Source organism: Spirillospora sp. NPDC029432, assembly GCF_040703975.1.
Lineage (GTDB): Bacteria > Actinomycetota > Actinomycetes > Streptosporangiales > Streptosporangiaceae > Spirillospora.
Map to the genome: position 1 here is coordinate 57,468 of NZ_JBEZWH010000024.1, position 20,004 is coordinate 77,471.

At 72.4% G+C, this 20,004-nt stretch carries 15 protein-coding genes; 9 read left to right on the forward strand and 6 right to left on the reverse strand.

Features of this window, described 5'->3' with window-relative positions:
* Positions 1 to 10 precede the first annotated feature (10 nt).
* The 3 genes from AB0881_RS20465 to AB0881_RS20475 all read right to left on the reverse strand — a co-directional run bounded on the left by AB0881_RS20465 (position 11) and on the right by AB0881_RS20475 (position 2,630).
* A complete protein-coding gene (locus AB0881_RS20465) occupies positions 11 to 949 on the reverse strand; it encodes an acyl-ACP desaturase (protein ID WP_366618746.1) in 939 nt (312 codons plus the stop codon).
* Between the two features lie 247 nt (positions 950 to 1,196).
* Positions 1,197 to 1,964 carry an SDR family oxidoreductase gene (locus AB0881_RS20470; RefSeq protein ID WP_366618747.1) on the reverse strand — a complete coding sequence of 256 codons (768 nt, stop codon included), beginning with the start codon at positions 1,962 to 1,964 and terminating at the stop codon, positions 1,197 to 1,199.
* A 9-nt stretch (positions 1,965 to 1,973) separates the two neighbouring features.
* On the reverse strand, positions 1,974 to 2,630 hold the full coding sequence (locus AB0881_RS20475) for an NAD(P)-binding domain-containing protein (RefSeq protein ID WP_366618749.1): 657 nt from the start codon (positions 2,628 to 2,630) through the stop codon (positions 1,974 to 1,976).
* 97 nt (positions 2,631 to 2,727) lie between these two features.
* Here AB0881_RS20475 and AB0881_RS20480 point away from each other — a divergent pair, with 97 nt between their 5' ends.
* A complete protein-coding gene (locus AB0881_RS20480) occupies positions 2,728 to 3,096 on the forward strand; it encodes a helix-turn-helix domain-containing protein (protein WP_366618751.1) in 369 nt (122 codons plus the stop codon).
* On the opposite strand, the gene AB0881_RS20485 is transcribed toward AB0881_RS20480, so the two are convergent.
* Entirely contained in the window at positions 3,083 to 3,862 is a 780-nt protein-coding gene (locus AB0881_RS20485; RefSeq protein WP_366618753.1) for an enoyl-CoA hydratase-related protein, read from the reverse strand. The genes AB0881_RS20480 and AB0881_RS20485 overlap by 14 nt on opposite strands.
* A gap of 112 nt (positions 3,863 to 3,974) precedes the next feature.
* On the opposite strand from AB0881_RS20485, the gene AB0881_RS20490 reads away from it, so the two are divergent.
* Both AB0881_RS20490 and AB0881_RS20495 read left to right on the forward strand, forming a co-directional pair.
* Positions 3,975 to 8,429: an SNF2-related protein gene (locus AB0881_RS20490; protein ID WP_366618755.1), complete on the forward strand. Its 4,455-nt coding sequence runs from the start codon at positions 3,975 to 3,977 to the stop codon at positions 8,427 to 8,429.
* Positions 8,429 to 9,247, forward strand: a complete 819-nt coding sequence (locus tag AB0881_RS20495) for an SWIM zinc finger family protein (RefSeq protein WP_366618757.1) — start codon at positions 8,429 to 8,431, stop codon at positions 9,245 to 9,247. The genes AB0881_RS20490 and AB0881_RS20495 overlap by 1 nt, the downstream gene beginning before the upstream one ends.
* A 5-nt stretch (positions 9,248 to 9,252) precedes the next feature.
* Here AB0881_RS20495 and AB0881_RS20500 read toward each other — a convergent pair whose 3' ends face one another.
* On the reverse strand, positions 9,253 to 10,422 hold the full coding sequence (locus tag AB0881_RS20500; protein ID WP_366618759.1) for a sensor histidine kinase: 1,170 nt from the start codon (positions 10,420 to 10,422) through the stop codon (positions 9,253 to 9,255).
* 117 nt (positions 10,423 to 10,539) lie between these two features.
* Here AB0881_RS20500 and AB0881_RS20505 point away from each other — a divergent pair, with 117 nt between their 5' ends.
* Genes AB0881_RS20505 through AB0881_RS20520 form a run of 4 tightly spaced genes read left to right on the forward strand, consistent with a single transcriptional unit; the run spans position 10,540 to position 13,107 of the window.
* Positions 10,540 to 11,442, forward strand: a complete 903-nt coding sequence (locus tag AB0881_RS20505; RefSeq protein ID WP_366618761.1) for an ABC transporter ATP-binding protein — start codon at positions 10,540 to 10,542, stop codon at positions 11,440 to 11,442.
* Positions 11,439 to 12,287 carry an ABC transporter permease gene (locus AB0881_RS20510; RefSeq protein ID WP_366618763.1) on the forward strand — a complete coding sequence of 283 codons (849 nt, stop codon included), beginning with the start codon at positions 11,439 to 11,441 and terminating at the stop codon, positions 12,285 to 12,287. Before AB0881_RS20505 ends, AB0881_RS20510 begins: the two co-directional genes overlap by 4 nt.
* 25 nt (positions 12,288 to 12,312) lie before the next feature.
* Entirely contained in the window at positions 12,313 to 12,561 is a 249-nt protein-coding gene (locus AB0881_RS20515; RefSeq protein WP_366618765.1) for a helix-turn-helix transcriptional regulator, read from the forward strand.
* Positions 12,562 to 12,576: 15 nt separating this feature from the next.
* Entirely contained in the window at positions 12,577 to 13,107 is a 531-nt protein-coding gene (locus AB0881_RS20520; RefSeq protein ID WP_366618767.1) for a hypothetical protein, read from the forward strand.
* Between the two features lie 3 nt (positions 13,108 to 13,110).
* Here the strand turns inward: AB0881_RS20520 and glgP are convergent, their stop codons facing one another.
* On the reverse strand, positions 13,111 to 15,705 hold the full coding sequence (glgP, locus tag AB0881_RS20525; RefSeq protein WP_366618769.1) for an alpha-glucan family phosphorylase: 2,595 nt from the start codon (positions 15,703 to 15,705) through the stop codon (positions 13,111 to 13,113).
* 357 nt (positions 15,706 to 16,062) lie between these two features.
* On the opposite strand from glgP, the gene AB0881_RS20530 reads away from it, so the two are divergent.
* Together AB0881_RS20530 and treS are read left to right on the forward strand one after the other, a co-directional pair.
* The gene (locus AB0881_RS20530; RefSeq protein WP_366618771.1) at positions 16,063 to 18,150 is read left to right on the forward strand and encodes an alpha-1,4-glucan--maltose-1-phosphate maltosyltransferase; all 2,088 of its coding nucleotides are present in this window, start codon (positions 16,063 to 16,065) and stop codon (positions 18,148 to 18,150) included.
* Between the two features lie 80 nt (positions 18,151 to 18,230).
* Positions 18,231 to 20,003, forward strand: a complete 1,773-nt coding sequence (gene treS, locus AB0881_RS20535; RefSeq protein WP_366618843.1) for a maltose alpha-D-glucosyltransferase — start codon at positions 18,231 to 18,233, stop codon at positions 20,001 to 20,003.
* The last annotated feature ends 1 nt before the right edge of the window (position 20,004 follow it).

Below are 20,004 nucleotides of genomic sequence, written 5' to 3' on the forward strand. Positions count from 1 at the left end.
CGGCGGCGGATCAGCTCTCGCGGCGGGCGGCCTGCCGGGCGCGGCGCTCCTCGCGGCGCGTCTCGAACTTCGTCGCGGCGGCGTTCAGCCCCGCCATGAACTCCGCCAGCTCTTCGCGGGCCTTGTCGCCGTCGTCGTTGAGGTCGGTACGGTCCCACACGCCCCACTTGCGCAGCACCGGCGTCAGCACGTCGTCGTGGTGCAGCCGCAGGTCGTAGATGCCGGCGTTCGCGATCACGACCGACTTGCGCAGGAAGCCGTCGATGCTGTGGCCCGGCATCTGGAAGTTCTTCACCACGTCGGTGATGGCGCGCATGGTCTCGTTGGGCGCCAGCTCCAGCGCGCTCGCCAGCAGGTTCCGGTAGAAGATCATGTGCAGGTTCTCGTCGGCCGCCACCCGCGTGAGCATCTGCTCGCAGAGCGGGTCGCCCGACGCCTTGCCGGTGTTGCGGTGCGAGACCCGCGTCGCCAGCTCCTGGAACGACACGTACGCCGCGCCGTGCAGGAACGACTCGCCGTGGTCGGCCTCGTACCCGACCTCCATGTGGTGCATCCGCGCCCGCTCCAGCGCCTCCGGGTCGACCGCGCGGGTCACCGTCAGGTAGTCGCGGATCACGATGCCGTGCCGGTTCTCCTCGGCCGTCCAGCGGTTGACCCAGGTGCCCCAGGCCCCGTCCCGGCCGAAGACCTCCGCGATCGCCCGGTGGTAGCCGGGCAGGTTGTCCTCGGTGAGCAGGTTGACGATGAGGGACTCGCGCGCCTCGGGGCTGACCTTGGAGTCCTCGATCGACCACGGCTCGCCGCCGAGCATCTCGAAGTCGCGGCCCTGGCTCCACGGGACGTATTCGTGCGGGAACCACTCCTTGGCCATCGACAGGTGCCGGTCGAGCTCCTTCGCCACCACCGGCTCAAGGTCGAGCATCAGCTTGGTCTGGAACGTCTCGGGCATGCCTGCATCCTTCGCTGTACGTGGTGGTGCACCGTCCGGCACGGGGGCGTGTCAGCGGTACGGAACCGGTCCCTCGCAGGTCAGTGCGGTCACCGCACGCAACCTACGAAAGCGTAGGTTTCTAGGCTCGCGAGCCGCGTCCTCAACGTCAAGTCACACCCTTCACAATCAGGGCGGCCCATTTCTTGTAGACCCGGGCAAGGAAAAACGGGAACTCTTTGTCACCGCACCGCGAGGACCGCCCGCGTCAGCGCGTCCCGGCGGCCTGCTGCCACATCCGGTTGGCGGCCGCCCTGAGCAGCGGCCGCGGCATGATCCGCAGCGCCGGCAGCACCGCCTTGTACTGCGCCCCCGGAACGCACAGCGCGCGCCCCGCCGCCACCGCGTCCAGCCCGGCCCGCGCCACGTCGTCGCGGCGCAGCCACAGCAGCCCCGCCTCCGACTCCTCGTCCGTCCGGGTGAACCCCGGGCACAGCGCGGTCACGTGCACGCCCCTGCCCGCCACCTCGGCGTGCAGGTTCTCGGAGAACGCGCTGACGTACGCCTTCGTCGCCCCGTACGTCGCGCTGCCCGGCGACGGCGCGAAGCCCGCCATCGACGCCACGTTCAGCACCCCGCCGCGCCCCCGCTCGATCATCGCGGGCAGCGCGGCGTGGGTGAGGCGCACCAGCGCCACGACGTTCAGCTCGATCTCGCGCAGCTGGTCGGCCAGCGGCAGCTCGGCGAACGGCCCGAACGCCCCGTACCCGGCGTTGTTGACCAGCAGCTCCACCGGATCCTCGCGCAGCCGCCGCTCGACCGCGCCGCGCTGCTCCGGATCGGTGAGGTCGGCGGCCACCACCTCGACCGCGACCCGGTACCGCTCGACCAGCTCGCGCGCGAGCCCGTCCAGCAGCTCCGCCCGCCGCGCGGTGATCACCAGATCGGTGCCGCGGCCGGCGAGGAGCCGGGCGAAGCTCTCGCCGATGCCGCTGGAGGCGCCGGTGACCAGCGCGGTGCGGTACGCCTGATGCATGGCGGGATGCTAGCGGCTGGTGGGCCCCGCTGCGATCGGTCCAACGCCTTCGGTAGCGATCTTTATCGGCGGGAACATTCCACGCGGATCGCCCATCTCCGGTCCGCCGAAGTACACCCCGAGCGCGAACGCCGCCGTGGCCTCCAGCTGACCGGCCCGTTCCAGCCCGCCGCCGTGCAGCGGCTCGCACCCCATGTCCCGGACGAGGCCCGCCACGACCGCCACCGCCTCGGCGTCCCCGCACAGCGGCACGTCCACCGGCGGCGGCGCCAGCCGCCACACGCTCTCATGGCACAGGTTGAACGCCTTCACCACGCGGGCGCCCGGCACCCGCTCCGCGATCCACCCCGCCACCGACGGCGTCTTCAGCGTGAAGTCCGGCGGCCCGGTCGCGTTGGTGCAGTCCACCAGCACCCGCCCCTCCAGCGGCCCTGCCGCGTCCAGCACGTCGGCGACGCCCTCGTACCAGACGGCCAGCAGCACCACCTCGCCGAACTCCGCCGCCTCCCTAAACGTCCCGCTCCGCGCGCCGTGCCCGATCCGCTCCGCGAGCGCGGCCGCCCTCCCCGGGTCGCGCGCCCCCACGAGCACCTCGTGGCCCGCCCGCGCCCACTGCTCTCCCAGCGCGCCCGCCATGTTCCCGGCGCCGAGCACTCCGATCCGCATCCTGACCTCCCGGCCGTCGATTACCGTCGGGCAGGACGCTAGGCGTTCCGTTACGCACCTCCCGGTACGTAACGGAACGGGCAGGATGAGGGGCGAGATGACCATCAGCATGGAACGCGGGTACATCGCCGACTGCCAGGCGCGGCTCGGCTTCGACCTGCTCAGCGGCACCTGGAACAGCGTGGTCCTGTACGCGCTGCGGGACGGGCCGCTCCGGCCCGGCGAGCTGCGCGAGCTGATCGGCGGCATCAGCCACAAGGTGCTCACCGAGACGCTGCGCCGCCTCGAGCGCAACGGGCTGGTCGCGCGGCGCCGGTACGCCGAGGCGCCGCCCCGCGTCGAGTACGAGCTGACCGCGCCCGGGCGCGGCCTGCTCGAACCCATCCTCGCGCTCGGCCGGTGGGCCGAGCTGTACGCCGACGAGGTCGTCGGCGCCCAGGAGAGGGCGCTCGTCAGCGGCCGGTGAAGGTGGCCTTGCCCGGCCCCTCCTCGACGAACGAGCGCATGCCCTCCTTCTGGTCGTCGGTGGCGAACAGCGCCGCGAACTGCGTCCGCTCGATCTCCAGCCCGGTGCCGAGGTCGACCTCCCAGCCGGCGTCGATCGCCTGCTTGGCCGCGCGCAGCGCGATCGCGGGGCCGCCGACGAACGTCGCCGCCCACTCCCGCGCCGCCGCGTAGACCTCGCCGTCCGGGACGACCTTGTCCACCAGGCCGATCTCCAGCGCCTCGGCCGCGGGCACGTGCCGGCCCGAGAAGATCAGGTCCTTGGCCCGGGCCGGGCCGATCAGCCGCGCCAGCCGCTGGGTGCCGCCCGCGCCCGGGATGATGCCGAGCTGGATCTCCGGCTGGCCGACCTTGGCGCCCTCGCCCGCCACCCGGAAGTCGGCGCACAGCGCCACCTCCAGGCCGCCGCCCAGCGCGTACCCGGTCACCGCCGCGATCACCGGCTTGGGGATGGCCGCCAGCGCCTTCGCGAAGTCCTGGAGCAGCCGGGAGTGGCCGCCGGCCATCTCCGCGTACGACATCCCGGCCATCTCCTTGATGTCGGCGCCGGCCGCGAAGACCTTCTCCCCGCCGTAGATGATCACCGCGCTGACCGCGTCGTCCTGGGTGACCTCGCGGGACGCCTCGATCAGCTCGGTCTGCATCCGCGCGTTGAGGGCGTTCATCTTCGGCCGGTCCAGCCGGATCGTCGCGACGCCGTCCTCGACCTCAACCCGTACGAACTCCACAACGCCCTCCCACAGATCACTCGTCCGTGCAGAGCCTAACGCCCGTCCTGTCACACCCCGCTGGTACCTTCTCAACCGGCCCTCCCACCCGTCCGACCAGGGGTTTCCCGTCATGCTCGTCGCGCACGCCACCTGGCACGGCGGCGCCCTGTGCCTGTGGGCCGAGCGCACCGGCCCGCACGCCCTCGACGCGGACGCCCACCCGTTCGCGACGCGCGACTTCGCCGGCACCTCCTACGAGCCGATGCTGGCGACGGCCGCCCGCGTCGACCTGTCCCTCACGCTGCCCACCGCCGGCGAGTCGCCCGTCCCCTCGCCGGAGCTGGGCCCGCGCCCGTCCGGCGCTGCGCCCCGGCTGCGGCCGTGGCGGGTGCCGGCGCTGGTGCTGGAGCCGTTCCCCGCGATGGCGCTGCTCCAGTCCGCCGAGGACGCCTCCGACGTGATCCCCGGCACGGACCTGCGCTACCTGTGCCTGCTCGCCGGCGAGGCCGTCCACCTCACCGAGCGCGGCCGCGTCCTGCCCCGCCTGCTGCGCGAGGACGGCGACCTCGTCGCCCGCTGGCACCCCGTCCTGGACGACCCGGCCCGCTTTCGCGACCTGGTGCGCGCCATGCCGTCCGCCTGCCGCGCCGCCGACGGCGGCCGCCCCGCCGCGGCCGTCCTGCGGGAGGCCCTGTGCGGCCTGGTCGACACGGCCGTGCGCGGCATCGTCCCGCACCCCCTGCTGCCGCCCCGCCGGGGCAAGGCGCCCGACCGCCTCCCGCTCGCCGAACGCTGGGTCGAGGCCCTCACCGGCCCCGCTCCCGAGGTCGCCCGCGAGGCCCGCGACGACGCCGACGACCTCATCGCCGAGCTCGACGCGTGGGCCGCCGCCGCCCGCCGCCCGGCCGGCCCCCTCCGTGTCTGCTTCCGCCTCGCCGAGCCGCGCCCCGAGGGCCCGGAGGAGGACGCGCTCGGCGCCGCCGCGTCCTGGACCCTCGACACCGGCTCCCCTCGGCCGGATCCGGCCACGGATCCGGCCAAGGATCCGGACACGTGGCGCGTCGAGTTCGCGCTCCAGGGCACCGAGGACCCGAGCCTGTACGTGCCCGCGTCCATGGTCTGGGCGGGCGAGGCCGGCTCGGTCCCCGGCGCCGAGGAGGCGCTCCTCACCGGCCTCGGCCGCGCGCTGCGCCTCTTCCCCGACATGGCGCCCGCGCTCGACACCGCCACGCCGCACGAGCTGCCCCTCGACACCGCCGGCGCGTTCCGGTTCCTGCGCCAGGCGGCCCCGCTGCTGTCGGCCGCGGGCTTCGGCGTCCTGCTCCCCCAGTGGGCGGGCAAGGCCAGGCTCGGCCTCAAGCTGACGACCCGCACGCAGGAGGAGGGCTCGGGCGCCGCCGCCTCGTCCGGCTTCGACCTGCGGGGCATGGTCGACTTCCGCTGGGACCTGGCGATCGGCGACGACACCGTCGACGAGGCCGAGCTGGAGGAGCTCGCCCGCCTCAAGGCGCCGCTCGTCCGGCTGCGCGGCCAGTGGGTCGAGCTGGACGAGGAGCAGCTCGAGGCGGCGCTCGACTTCCTGCGCCACCCGCGCCGCGGCACGATGACCGCCGCCGAGGCCATGCGCGCCGTCGTCCACGCGGGCGACGAGACCCTCCCCCTCACCGAGGTCGACGCGGACGGCACCTTCGGCGACCTCCTGAGCGGCGAGTCCGACCGCCGCCTCACCCCGATGGCGACCCCTGCCGACTTCAACGGGACGCTCAGGCCGTTCCAAGAACGCGGTCTTGCCTGGCTGACCTTCCTGGAAGGCCTCGGCCTCGGCGGGATTCTCGCGGACAGCATGGGACTCGGTAAATGCGTCCACAAGGATGATCTCGTTCTCATCAATGGCGCCCTGCTCAAAGCCCGCGATATCTGGGCGCGTTACGCGGGGACGGCGACACCTGACGGAGAAGGAGAATGGGCCGAGCCCGTCAAGCCCCTGACGGTCAACTCCATCGGCCGCGACGGGCGGATCACGCCCGCCGAGATCGTTCGCCTGTACCGCCAGCATGTCCGTGAGCCCATGCGCAGAATTCGCCTCGACGACGGCAGCGAGATCGCCATCACGCGGCGCCACCGCCTGCTCGGCATCGACGGCTGGACCAGAGAACTGGCCACCGGGCGAAGAGTCGCCGTTCCCGCCGTACTGCATCATGACGGACCCGAGCTCGATCCCGATCTCACCGTGCTCCTCGCCTGGCAGATCGGCGAAGGCCACGAAACCGTGTCCAACAGCGTGCGCATCACCCAGAAGAACGGCGACGTCCTCACAGACCTGCGGTCGCGCGCGCACCGCATCGGCGAACGCTTCGGCATCGATATGGGCCGGCCGACGGTGGTGCGTCCCGAGCGCCGCGCAGCGTATCTCGGAATATCCAGCAAGGAGTATCGACGGTTCCTGGAGTCGGAGTACGGATATCAATGGGGACACAAATCAGCGCACAAGCGGATCCCTGATCCGGTCGTCGCCGCCGGCGACGAGTCGATCGCGCTCTTCCTGCGCCACTACTTCGCGGCCGAGTGTTCGGTCAACGAGACGATGCGGCTGGTCGAGATATCATCGGCCTCGGTGTTCATCATGCGGCAACTCGCGGCCATGCTGCGCCGCTTTGGGATCTGGCTGCGTTTCACGACCAAATGGAAACACGCCACGAACGGAAGCCGGATCAAGCGGCCGTACCAGGTCGGATTCATCGGAGGCACCGGACTTCGCCTCTTCCGGGAGCAGGTCGGCATCGCGGATCCACGCAAACAGGAAAAACTGGAGGCGATCTGCAGCAGTCCGTGCAACAGCAATACCGAAGGAATACCCGGAAGCGACCTGCTCAGGCAGGCTCGAGAGCTCACGGTCCTGCCGATGGCGCACTTCGGCGTCAAGAACGTCTACTTCACCGGGACACAAGAGCTGTCCAGAAGGACCGCGGGCGACGCCGTACGCGGAATGGACCGCATACTCTCGGGTGAAGCCGCCGCCGAGTACGCGCGGCTGAAGCCCGGCCGCTGGACGGCGGCGACGCTTTCGGCGTACCAGCGCCTCGACCACGACGGTCTCCGGAGCATCCGCGACAGGCTGGAAGCGCGCGCGTCGCGCGAGGTGCACTACGCCAAGGTCGTCTCCGTGGAGGAGTTCCACTACGAGGGCTACGTCTACGACTTCGAGGTCGCCGACCACCATAACTACGTGGCCGAGGGCATGCTGTGCCACAACACCGCGCAGACCTTGGCGCTGCTGGCCTCCGAGCGGGAGGCTTCGGCGCCACCGCCGCCCACGCTCCTGATCGGACCGATGTCGCTGGTGGGGAACTGGCAGCGGGAGGCGGCGAAGTTCACGCCGAAGTTGCGGGTGTACGTGCACCACGGCACGGGGCGGCACCGCGACGAGGATCTGGTGGAGGCCGCCGGGCGCAGCGACCTGGTGATCACGACCTACGGGACGGCGGCGCGGGACGCGGAGGCGCTGGCGCGGATCGAGTGGGGCCGGGTGGTCTGCGACGAGGCGCAGGCGCTCAAGAACAGCGGGACGCGGCAGGCGCGGGCGGTGCGGAGCATCCCGGCGCGGACGCGGATCGCGCTGACCGGCACGCCGGTGGAGAACCATCTGACCGAGCTGTGGTCGATCATGGAGTTCGCGAATCCGGGGCTGCTGGGGCCGCGGGCGGCGTTCCGGGAGCGGTTCGCGGTGCCGATCGAGAAGGACGGCGACGAGCGGGCGGCGCTGGCGCTGCGGCGGGCGACGCGGCCGTTCATCCTGCGCCGCCTCAAGACCGACAAGTCGATCATCTCGGATCTGCCGGAGAAGCAGGAGATCAAGGTCTACTGCAACCTCACGCCCGAGCAGGCGTCGCTCTACCAGGCGACGCTCGACGACATGCTGGCGCAGATCGCCGAGAGCGACGAGAAGCAGCGGCGCGGGCTGGTGCTGGCGACGATGGCCAAGCTCAAGCAGGTCTGCAACCACCCGGCGCACCTGCTCAAGGACGGGTCGCGGCTGCCCGGCCGCTCCGGCAAGCTCGAACGGCTGGAGGAGATCTGCGCCGAGGTCCTGGAGCAGGGCGAGAAGGCGCTGGTCTTCACGCAGTACGCGGAGTTCGGCTCGATGCTCCAGCCGTACCTGGCGGCACGCCTGGAGCGGCCCGTCCTGTGGCTGCACGGCGGGACGTCCAGGGACCGGCGCGACGAGATGGTGCGCGGTTTCCAGGAGGACGCCGAGCCGTCGATCTTCCTGCTGTCCCTCAAGGCGGCCGGGACCGGCCTCACGCTCACGGCCGCCAACCATGTCGTGCACATCGACCGCTGGTGGAACCCGGCGGTCGAGGACCAGGCCACCGACCGCGCGTTCCGCATCGGCCAGACCAGGAACGTGCAGGTCCGCAAGTTCATCTGCGTCGGGACGATGGAGGAGCGGGTGGACGAGATGATCGAGCGCAAGAAGGCGCTGGCCGAGTCGATCGTCGGCACCGGCGAGGACTGGCTCACCGAGCTGTCGGTCGCCGACCTGCGGGAGGTCCTGAAGCTGTCGCCCGAGGCGGTGAGCGGCTGATGGCCGGCTTCGAGTGGCGCGATCCGATCGAGGCGGACGGGCTCAGGGCGCGGACGCGGCGCGGCTCGATCGGCGCGGAGTGGTGGTCGCGCCGGTTCGTGGACGTGGTCGAGTCGTTCGCCGACACCGGGCGGCTCGGGCGCGGCCGCTCGTACGCGCGCAAGGGCCAGGTCATCGATCTCAAGGTCGGGCGCTACGAGGTGACCGCCCGCGTGCAGGGGTCGGACCCGGAGCCGTACGAGGTGGCCCTGGGGATCGAGGCGATCCCGGAGGCGGGCTGGCGGCGGGCCGAGGAGGAGCTGGCGTCGCGGGCGGTGTTCCGGGCGCGGCTGCTGGCCGGGGAGATGCCGCCGGAGATCGAGTGGGTGTTCGCCGAGCTGGGCTTCGCGCTGTTCCCGGGCTCGGCGGACGACCTGCACATCATGTGCAGCTGCCCCGACTGGGGCGAGGTGTGCAAGCACGCGGCGGCCGTCCTCTACCTGCTGGCCGAGGCGTTCGACGAGGACCCGTTCCTGATCCTGGCCTGGAACGGCCGGACGAAGGAGCAGCTGCTCACGGCGCTGCGGCGGCGGCCGGGCGGGGAGCCGGAGCCGGCCGGCGACGATGACGGCGAGGACGGCGAGGACGGCGAGCCGCTGGCGGCGGAGGGCTTCTGGGCGCCGGCGTCGGGCCTGGCGGAGCTGCGGGAGCGGCCGCCCGCACCGCCCGTGCCGGCGGGCTTCATCCTGCGGGTCGCCACTCCCCCGGCGGTGAAGGTGCGCCGCCGCGACCTGGTCGACGTGCTGGAACCGGCGTACGAGGCGCTGGCCGGCTCCTGACGCGGCTAGCCCGGCGGCACGGGCAGGGTGGCGGTGACGCGGTAGCCGCCGTCCGCGCGGGGGCCGGCGTCGAAGGTCCCGCCGAGGCTCTCGGCGCGGTGGCGCATGCCGGCCAGCCCGCTCCCGGACCCGGCCGGCTCCCCGGCCGGCCCGGTGGCCGGCACGGCCGGCCCGTCGTCGTCGATCTCGATCCGGACGGCGTCGCCGTCGCGCCGGACGCGGACGGTCACCGCGGCCGCGGCGGAGTGCCGGGCGACGTTGGTGAGCGCCTCCTGGACGATCCGGTACACGGCCAGGTCGGTCTCGGCCGGCAGGTCGCGGGGCGCGCCCGCGGCGTCGATCCGCACGGCGGGGCCGGCGGCGGCGGTGCGTTCGGCCAGCTCGTCCAGCCGGGCGACGCCGGGCGCGGGCGCGGTGGGGGCCGCCTCGTCCACCTGGCGCAGCATGCCGAGGGTGGTGCGCAGCTCGCGGAGGGTCTCCTTGCTGGCCTGCTTGATGGCCTCCAGCGCGGCCTCGTTGCGCGCGGGGTCGCCGCCGTGCAGGGCGGCGGTGGCCTGGACGTTGATCAGTGAGATGTTGTGGCCGAGGACGTCGTGCACCTCGCGGGCGATGCGCAGCCGCTCCTCGGTGGCGCGGCGGCGGGCCTCCTCCTCGCGGCCGTGCTCGGCGGCCAGCGCGCGCCGGTCGGCCTCGCGCAGGTAGGCGCGGCGGTTGTGGACGACCCCGCCGACGGCGACGACCGCGACGAACCAGCCGGCCATCAGCCACAGCGCGGCGTCCTGGAGGTGGTTGACCTCGCTGCCGACCTCGCCGAACACCGTGACGGCCAGCGCGATGCCGGCCACGATCCCCGCCGCGAGCACGCGGCCCTCGGCGGCGGCGCTGTAGACCGCGACGACGAACACCAGCATGATCGGGCCGTCGGGCTCGGACACCGGGTAGTAGACGGCGTTCACGACCATGGCGATGACCAGGACGAGGACGGGCCGGGACCGCCGCCAGTACAGCGCCCCGCACGTGATCACGATCAGCGCCCAGCCCGCCGCCGGGGCGAGCCCGCGCTCGACGTCGCTCGCCGAGGCGAGCAGCGTTCCCGCGGTGACGACCACGAGGGCCGCGAGGGCCAGCAGCGCGTCCGCGGCCCGGCCGCGAGGAGTCCAGGTCGGTGCTCGCACCCGCCCATCCTGCCAGCCGATCGACCATTGCCCGCCTACTACCGGTCATCATGGACTTGCGATCAAATGTAGTACTTCTGCTATCGTCTGCCGCAGACGTACGAGAGGGGTGGAGGCATGAGCGACCCGGCGATCCGGACCAGCGGACTGCGGATGCGGTACGGGACCACCGAGGTGCTGCGCGGCGTCGACCTGGAGGTCCGCCCCGGCGAGGTGTTCGCGCTGCTCGGCCCGAACGGCGCGGGCAAGACGACGACGATCGAGATCCTGGAGGGCTTCCGCCGCCGCTCGGCGGGCGAGGCCGCGGTGCTCGGCACCGACCCCGGCAAGGGGAACGACGCGTGGCGGGCGCGGCTGGGCATCGTCCTGCAGAACTGGCAGGACCATCCGCGCTGGCGGGTCCGGCAGCTCGTCGCCCACCTGGCCTCGTTCTACCGGAACCCGCGCGACCCGGACGAGCTGCTGGAGCTGCTGGGCCTCACCGCGCAGGCCGGCCGGGCGGTCGGCGCCCTGTCGGGCGGCCAGCGCCGCCGGCTGGACGTGGCGCTCGGCATCGCCGGCCGCCCCGACCTGCTGTTCCTGGACGAGCCCACCACCGGCTTCGACCCCGAGGCCCGCCGCGAGTTCCACGGCCTGGTGGAGCGGCTGGCCCGGGACGAGGGCATGACGATCATGCTGACGACGCACGACCTGGCCGAGGCGGAGCGGCTGGCGGACCGCATCGCGATCCTGGTCGCCGGGCGGGTCGCCGTCCAGGGCACGCCGGCCGAGCTGGCCGGCCGGGTGCGCGCCGGGTCCCGCGTGCGCTGGATCGAAGGGGGCGCCGAGCGCGAGGCCGTCACGCCCGACCCGTCCCGGCTGGCCTGGGAACTGCACCGGCGGTTCGGCGGGCCGGTGCCGGGCCTGGAGATCCGCCGGCCGTCCCTGGAGGAGAGCTACCTCGGCCTGGTCGCCGCCGCGGCCACCGGCCGCACCGGCACAGAGACCGAGATCGAGACCGAGACGAGGAGTGCGGCATGAGGGCGCTGAGCATCGGGATGCGGCGCGGGCTCGCCGAGCACGGGCAGTACCTGCGCAACCGGCGGGAGCTGTTCGGCAGCCTGCTGGGGACGGTGGGGATCTTCCTCGCGCTGGCGCTCTGGCAGGGCGGCGAGCCGGTCGAGGGGACGCAGGCGTCCAAGGCGGTGCTGATGGCCGCGGGGTTCGTCGCGTTCTCGATCTTCTCGGTGGCGCTGCTCGGGCTGCCGATGACGATCACCGCCGACCGCGAGGAGGGCGCGCTGCTGCGGCTGCGCGCGATCCCCGGCGGCATCCCGGCGTACCTGGTCGGCCGCGCGGTGTCGGTGCTCGCGCAGATCGTGATGTACGTGGTGCTCATCTTCGCGACCGGGCTCGCGTTCACCGACCTGACGCTGCCGTCGACGGCGGGCGACTGGTTCACCCTGGTCTGGGTGCTCGCGCTGGGCACGCTGGCGGTCGTCCCGCTGGGCGCCGCGCTCGGCGCGCTGCTGCCCGGCCCGCGGAACGCGGCGAGCATCATGTCGCTGCCGACCACCGGCCTGATGATCATCTCGGGGGTGATGCTGCCGATGACGGTCATGGCGGAGCCGGTGCGGTGGATCGCGCAGGCGTTCCCGCTGTACTGGACGGGTCTCGGCCTGCGCTCGGCGCTGCTGCCGGACTCGATGCTGGCCGCCGAGATCGGGCAGAGCTGGCGGCCCGGCGAGACCGCCGCCGTGCTGGGCGCCTGGGCGGTGGCGGGCCTGCTGCTCGCGCCCTGGCTGCTGCGCCGGATGACGGCCCGCGAGTCCGGCGCCCGGCTGGCCGAGCGCCAGGAGCGCCGCGCCGCCCAGGGCGCGTTCTAGGGAACGGCTGCGGGAGACTGGCGCGGTGTCCGCCGACAAGGAGAACAAGGACAACGTTCACAACCGCATCGCGGTGCTGAGAGCGGAGCGCGGTGTCTCGCGCCGCGACCTGGCATCCGCGCTGGGGGTGCACTACCAGACCATCGGCTACCTCGAACGCGGCGAGTACAGCCCCAGCCTGCACCTGGCGCTGCGGATCGCCGCCTACTTCGAGGTGCCCGTCGAGGTGGTCTTCTCGCTGGAGCCGTTCCCGCGGCTCGGCAGCACGAACTGAAAGGGTGGGACGAGGATGGAGCCGCGCAACAAGCGCGAGGCGCAGCTGCTCGAACTGACGCAGCGGCGGCCCGGCGGCTGGTACGCCGGGCGGGCCGGTCGGCGCCGCGCGGTGGTGCTCGGGGCGGCCCTGCTGGCGCTGCTGTGGGCGAACGCGGCGGTGTCGTGGAAGCTCGCGCCGAGCGACGCGGCGATGTACACGTGCTTCGCGATCCTCGCGGTCGTCGTCGCGGCCGGCGTCGTGCTGTGGCGGGCGCTGACGATCGGCACCCGCGGCACCGTCGGGCTGCCCCAGCACCTGCTGGACGAGCGGCAGCGCGAGGACCGGCTGTGGGCGCACGCCGCCGCGCACCGGCTGACCCTGCTGCTGCTGTTCGCGGTCTACCTGGGGACCTTCATGGCGGGCTCGGACGACGTGATCGAGAAGGTGCCGAGCGCCGCCGTGGTCCTGGCGGGCCTGGCGCTGCTGGCCACGGTCGCGATGCTGCCCACCCTCGCCGTCGCCTGGCGGCTGACCGATCCGCCAGAGGACGACGAGGACGAGTAGCCGCTACCGCAGGTCGCCGTTGGTCATGCCGTGCGGGGCGGGCGGGAGGGCGATCAGGCCCATCTCGGCCCGCCCCGCCAGCAGCGGATGGCGCGGCACGACGCGGACGCTGTAGCCGAACGACCCGCTGCGGGTCAGCGGCACCTCGCCGAGGTAGCGCGTCCGGCCGCCGCCGGCCTGGCCGCCCTCGGCGAGCTCGCGGTACGACGGGTCGATCAGCGCGTCGGACTCGTCGACCCGGCCGTACACCGCCTCCACGGCCACGTCGGCCGGGTCGAGCCCGCCGAGGTCGGCCATCACGCGGACGGCCAGGCGGGTGCCGACGTGCGGGCTGTCCTCGCCGCTGGACTCCACGTGCTCGACCGCGACGCCCGGCCACGCCTTGCGGACCCGCTGCTTCCACGCCGCCAGGGAGCGGGCGCCCGAGTAGCCGTCGGCGGCCATCGCGCGGGCGGCCGCGGCGGCGGGCACGTAGTACTCCTCCACGTAGTCGCGCAGCATCCGGGTGGCCAGCACCTTCGGCCCGAGCGTGGCGATGGTGTGCTTGACCATCTCCAGCCAGCGGCGCGGCAGCCCGGCGGTGTCGCGGTCGTAGAACGTCACCGCGACATGGTCCTCGATCAGCTCGTACAGCGCGGCGGCCTCCAGCGCGTCGCGGCGGTCGGGGGCGGCCAGGCCGTCGGCGGACGGGATCGCCCAGCCGTTCTGGCCGTCGTACCACTCGTCCCACCAGCCGTCCCGGACCGACAGGTTGAGGCCGCCGTTCAGCGCCGCCTTCATCCCGGACGTGCCGCACGCCTCCAGCGGCCGCAGCGGGTTGTTCATCCACACGTCGCAGCCCTGGACGAGGGACCGGCCGAGGTCCATGTCGTAGTCGGGCAGGAACACGATCCGGTGCCGGACGTCCTCGGCGTCGGCGAACCGGACGATCTCCTGGATCAGCCGCTTGCCGCCCTCGTCGGCCGGGTGCGCCTTGCCCGCGATGACGATCTGCACCGGCCGCTCCGGGTCGAGCAGCAGCGCGCGCAGCCGCGCCGGGTCGCGCATCATCAGCGTCAGCCGCTTGTACGACGGCACGCGCCGGGCGAACCCGATCGTCAGCACGTCCGGGTCGAGCGCGTCCGCGATCCAGGAGATCTCGGCGTCGCTGGCGCCGCGCTGGTGCCAGGAGTCGCGCAGCCGGCGGCGGGCGTCGTGCACGAGCCGCTCGCGCAGCAGCCGCCGCACCCGCCAGATCTCCCGCTCCGGTACGCGGCGGACGCCGTCCCAGCCGCGGCCCTCGATGACCGACGGCACCTCGCGGGCGGCCAGGTCGAGGACCTCGCGGGCCACCCACGTGCCGGCGTGCACGCCGTTGGTGATGGAGCCGATGGGCACCTCGGAGGTGTCGAAGCCGCCCCACAGGCCGCCGAACATCTCCCGGCTGACCTCGCCGTGCAGCTCGCTGACGCCGTTCACCCGCTGGGCGAGCCGCATGCCCATGACGGCCATGTTGAACACGGTGCGGTCGCCGTCGGGGTAGGTCTCGGCGCCCAGCTCCAGGATCCGCTCGGCGGGGACGCCCGACTCCTCGTTCACGCCGCCGAAGTAGCGCTGGATCAGCTCCCGCGGGAACCGGTCGATGCCCGCGGGCACCGGCGTGTGCGTGGTGAAGACCGTCCCGGCGCGGGCGCTCTCCAGCGCCTCGTCGAAGCCGAGGCCGGCGCCGGAGACCAGCTCGCGGATGCGCTCCAGGCCGAGGAAGCCGGCGTGGCCCTCGTTGGTGTGGAACACCTCGGGCGCCGGGTGGCCGGTGATGCGGCAGTACGCGCGGATCGCCCGCACGCCGCCGATGCCGAGCAGCATCTCCTGGAGCAGCCGGTGGTCGCCGCCGCCGCCGTACAGCCGGTCGGTGATGTCGCGGGCGGCCTGGTCGTTGTCCTCGACGTCGGAGTCGAGCAGCAGCTGCGGGACGCGGCCGATGCGCGCCAGCCACACCTGCGCGTGCAGGTCGCGGCCCTGCGGCAGGCCGATGGTGACGCGGACGGGCGTGCCGTCGTCCTCGCGCAGCAGGGCGAGCGGGAGCCCGTTCGGGTCCAGCGCCGGGTAGTGCTCCAGCTGCCAGCCGTCCGGCGACAGCGACTGCGAGAAGTAGCCGTGCCGGTAGAGCAGCCCGACCGCGATGATCGGTACGCCCAGGTCGCTGGCGGTCTTGAGGTGGTCGCCGGCCAGGATGCCGAGGCCGCCGGAGTACTGCGGCAGCGCGGCGGTGATCCCGTACTCGGGCGAGAAGTAGGCGATGGACCGCGGCGCGTCCCCGCCGAGCTCCTGGTACCAGCGCGGGGCCGTCAGGTACTCGCGCAGCTCCTCGGTGGCGTCCTGGAGGCGGCGCAGGAAGCGGCGGTCGGTGGACAGCCGGTCGAGCCGGTCGGCCGAGACCTCGCCGAGCAGCCGGACCGGGTCGTGCCCGACGAACTCCCACAGCGCCGGGTCCACGGACCGGAACAGGTCCAGCGTCTCGTGGTGCCAGGACCAGCGCAGATTGAGGATCAGCTCCTCGAGACCGCGCAGCGGTTCCGGAAGGACGGTGCGAACGGTGAATCGTCGAATGGCCTTCACGTACCGTCACGCTAGCCCCGTCCCGCCGGTGAACGCGAGCCGCGCGACGAGACCGTCACCGCGGGGACCGATCTTCGTCAAGAACGCGCAAACGGAGCAACCCCGCCGGGGTAAAGCCGCCGGATCCGGTCCTCGCCCCGGAACCGGGGCGAGTCGGCCGGTGCCGGTCGGCCCGGAGGGCGTAAAAGATCTTGACGGGCATTCCGAACACCAATACCCGGACGTGACGGCGGCCGGAAACCGGGGCCTTCGTTAAGCACTGGATCAGTAGCGCAAAGTTATCGCAACCTACAGGACGGTAGCCGTCGATTCCCGGGCATGACGTTTTGGAATTCACGACCGGGTAGGGGATGGCGCATGCAGGTCAGGGCCGGGACGTCCGCACGCCGAGGGAAGCCGCGACTGGGCCGCATCCCCATCGTGGACGTCGAGCCGCTGGTGGGCTGCGGCGCCTGGCCCGCCAAGGCGGTGGTCGGCGAGACCTTCCAGGTGAGCGCGACCGTGTTCCGCGAGGGCCACGAGATGCTCGGCGCCGAGGTGGTGCTGCGCGGCCCGGACGGCCGCAAGCGCCCGCCGCTGCGGATGACCGAGATCGAGCCGTACGGCGTGGACCGGATGGCGACGACCGCGACCCCGACCGAGACCGGGCTCTGGCACTACCGCGTCGAGGCGTGGGGCGACCCGGTCGCGCACTGGCGGCACGACGCCGAGATCAAGATCCCGCGCGGCCAGGACGTGGAGCTGATGCTCGCCGAGGGCGCCGCGCTGTTCGAGCGGTCGGCCGCCAAGCAGCCGGCCGTGCACCGGCAGACGATGGTCCGGCTCGCCGCGACGATGCGCGACACCACCGTCCCGGCCGCCGAGCGGATGGAGGCCGCGCGCCATCCCGACGTGCTCGACCTGGAGCACCGCCACCCGCTGCGCGAGATGGTCACCACGACCGAGTGGTTCCCGCTGGTGGTGCACCGCGAGCGCGCCCTGATCGGCTCCTGGTACGAGTTCTTCCCGCGCTCGGAGGGCGCCTCGTACGACCCGATGGGCCGCCGCGGCCCGCAGTCCGGCACGCTCCGCACCGCGATGAAGCGGCTGCCCGCCATCGCCGAGATGGGGTTCGACGTCGTCTACCTCCCGCCTATCCACCCGATCGGCCGGACGTTCCGCAAGGGCCCCAACAACACCCTGGAGGCCGGCCCGTACGATCCCGGCTCGCCGTGGGCGATCGGCGGCCCCGAGGGCGGGCACGACGCGGTCCACCCCGACCTCGGCACCCTCGACGACTTCGACGCGTTCGTGGCGTACGCCGGCGACCTCGGCATGGAGGTGGCGCTCGACCTGGCGCTCCAGTGCTCGCCCGACCATCCGTGGGTGACCGAGCACCCCGAGTGGTTCACCACCCGCGCCGACGGGTCGATCGCGTACGCGGAGAACCCGCCGAAGAAGTACCAGGACATCTACCCGCTCAACTTCGACGACGACCCCGAGGGGATCTACGCCGAGGTGCTGCGGGTGGTGCGGCACTGGATGGACCACGGCGTCCGGATCTTCCGGGTGGACAACCCGCACACCAAGCCCGTCCCGTTCTGGGAGCGGCTGCTGGCCGAGATCGCCGAGACCGACCCGGACGTGGTCTTCCTGGCGGAGGCGTTCACCCGGCCGCCGATGATGCACACCCTCGCCAAGATCGGCTTCCACCAGTCGTACACCTACTTCACCTGGAAGAACTCCCGCGAGGAGCTGGAGGAGTACTTCGGGGAGCTGGCCGGGCACGCGGCGGCGTACATGCGGCCCAACGTCTTCGTCAACACGCCCGACATCCTCAACGAGTACCTCGTCCACGGCGGCCGCGCCGCGTTCGAGATCCGGGCCGTGCTGGCCGCGCTGCTGTCGCCCACCTGGGGGGTCTACTCCGGGTACGAGCTGATCGAGAACGTTCCCGTCCGTCCCGGCAGTGAGGAGTACCGAGATTCGGAGAAGTACCAGTACCGGCCGCGCGACTGGGAGAAGGCCGAGCGCGAGGGTCGCAGCATCGCCCCGCTCATCTCCCGACTCAACGGCCTGCGGCGGGCGCATCCCGCACTGCGGACGCTGCGCGGCCTGCGGTTCCACCATCCCGACCAGCCGGAACTGATCGCCTTCTCGAAGACGCACGGCCTGGGGCGCGACGCCGACGAGGCCGTGTACGCGACCGAGGGGCTGGCGGAGCACGCTCCGCTGAGCGGGTTCGACGACGTGGTGCTCGCCGTCGTCAACCTCAACCCCTTCGAGGCGCGCGAGGCGACCGTCCATCTCGACCTGCCCGCCCTGGGCCTGCCCGAGGACGCGGGGTTCGACGTCGTCGACGAGCTCTCCGGTGACAGCTTCCACTGGGGGCGTTCCAACTACGTCCGCCTCGACCCCCACGTCCAGCCGGCCCACATCCTCACGCTGCGGAGAGACAAGAGTTGAGCGACGCGAACCAGCCCCCTCCGCCGGGGCCGGGTGCCGTACCCGTGCCGACGCCCGCGGAGGAGCGGATCACCGATCCGATCACCGAGGTCCCGCCCGAGGCCGTCGAGACCTCGTACGAGCCCGTACCGGACGCCTTCGATCCGGAGACGCCGCGCGACCCGCACTGGTTCAAGACGGCGGTCTTCTACGAGGTGTCGGTGCGCGGGTTCGCCGACTCCAACGGCGACGGGTACGGCGACCTGCGCGGGCTGATCCAGCAGCTGGACCATCTGCAGTGGCTGGGCATCGACTGCCTGTGGCTGCTGCCGATCTACCAGTCGCCGCTGAAGGACGGCGGGTACGACATCGCCGACTTCACCAAGATCCTGCCGGACTTCGGGGAGCTCGGCGACTTCGTGGAGCTGATCGAGGAGGCGCACGCCCGCGGCATCCGGGTGATCGCCGACCTGGTCATGAACCACACCAGCGACCAGCACCCGTGGTTCCAGTCGTCGCGCAGCGATCCGGAGGGGCCGTTCGGCGACTTCTACGTCTGGTCGGACGAGGACGAGGCGTACGCCGACGCGCGGATCATCTTCGTGGACACCGAGACGTCCAACTGGACGTACGACCCGGTGCGCGGCCAGTACTACTGGCACCGCTTCTTCAGTCACCAGCCCGACCTGAACTACGACAACCCGGCCGTGCAGGACGCGATGCTGGAGGTGCTGCGCTTCTGGCTCGACCTCGGCATCGACGGGTTCCGGCTGGACGCGGTGCCGTACCTGTACGAGCGCGAGGGCACCAACTGCGAGAACCTGCCCGAGACGCACGCGTACCTGAAGCGGGTGCGGGCGGAGATCGACCGGCTCTACCCGGACCGGGTGATGCTGGCCGAGGCCAACCAGTGGCCGGCCGACGTGGTCGAGTACTTCGGCGATCCGGGCGTGGGCGGCGACGAGTGCCACATGGCGTTCCACTTCCCGGTGATGCCGCGGATCTTCATGGCGGTGCGGCGCGAGCAGCGCTACCCGATCTCGGAGATCATGAGCCAGACGCCGAAGATCCCCGACAACTGCCAGTGGGGCATCTTCCTGCGCAACCACGACGAGCTGACGCTCGAGATGGTCACCGACGAAGAGCGCGACTACATGTACACCGAGTACGCCAAGGATCCCCGGATGAAGGCGAACATCGGGATCCGGCGGCGGCTCGCGCCGCTGCTCGACAACGACCGCAACCAGCTGGAGCTGTTCACCGCGCTGCTGCTGTCGCTGCCGGGCTCGCCGGTCATGTACTACGGCGACGAGATCGGCATGGGCGACAACATCTGGCTGGGCGACCGGGACGCGGTCCGCACGCCGATGCAGTGGACCCCGGACCGGAACGCGGGGTTCTCGCAGTGCGACCCGGCCCGGCTGTACCTGCCGGTCATCATGGACCCGATCTACGGCTACCAGGCCGTCAACGTCGAGGCGCAGCGCAACAACCCCGGCTCGCTGCTGCACTGGACGCGCAAGATGATCGAGATCCGGCAGCGCCATCCGGTGTTCGGGGTCGGCGAGTACGTCGAGCTGACCGCGTCCAACCCGAGCGTGCTGGCGTTCGTGCGGGAGATGGGCGACGGGGAGGCCAACCACTGGGGCGGCATGGACACCGTGCTGTGCGTCAACAACCTGTCCCGGTTCCCGCAGCCCGTCGAGCTGGACCTGCGCCGCTTCCAGGGGTCGGCGCCGATCGAGTGCATGGGCGGGGTGCGCTTCCCGCCGATCGGCGAGCTGCCGTACCTGCTGACGCTGCCGGGCCACGGCTTCTACTGGTTCCTGCTCCCGCCGCCCCCCGAACCCGCCGGGGACGAGCTGATGAGGTGAT

Excerpts from the sequence above, each read along its gene's own strand:
- AB0881_RS20510 (WP_366618763.1), top strand. The coding sequence starts at position 11,439 with ATGAGGGCGCTGAGCATCGGGATGCGGCGCGGGCTCGCCGAGCACGGG.
- AB0881_RS20465 (WP_366618746.1), bottom strand. The coding sequence starts at position 949 with ATGCCCGAGACGTTCCAGACCAAGCTGATGCTCGACCTTGAGCCGGTG.
- AB0881_RS20470 (WP_366618747.1), bottom strand. The coding sequence starts at position 1,964 with ATGCATCAGGCGTACCGCACCGCGCTGGTCACCGGCGCCTCCAGCGGC.
- AB0881_RS20490 (WP_366618755.1), top strand. The coding sequence starts at position 3,975 with ATGCTCGTCGCGCACGCCACCTGGCACGGCGGCGCCCTGTGCCTGTGG.
- AB0881_RS20475 (WP_366618749.1), bottom strand. The coding sequence starts at position 2,630 with ATGCGGATCGGAGTGCTCGGCGCCGGGAACATGGCGGGCGCGCTGGGA.
- AB0881_RS20495 (WP_366618757.1), top strand. The coding sequence starts at position 8,429 with ATGGCCGGCTTCGAGTGGCGCGATCCGATCGAGGCGGACGGGCTCAGG.
- AB0881_RS20530 (WP_366618771.1), top strand. The coding sequence starts at position 16,063 with ATGCAGGTCAGGGCCGGGACGTCCGCACGCCGAGGGAAGCCGCGACTG.
- AB0881_RS20505 (WP_366618761.1), top strand. The coding sequence starts at position 10,540 with ATGAGCGACCCGGCGATCCGGACCAGCGGACTGCGGATGCGGTACGGG.
- AB0881_RS20520 (WP_366618767.1), top strand. The coding sequence starts at position 12,577 with ATGGAGCCGCGCAACAAGCGCGAGGCGCAGCTGCTCGAACTGACGCAG.
- AB0881_RS20480 (WP_366618751.1), top strand. The coding sequence starts at position 2,728 with ATGACCATCAGCATGGAACGCGGGTACATCGCCGACTGCCAGGCGCGG.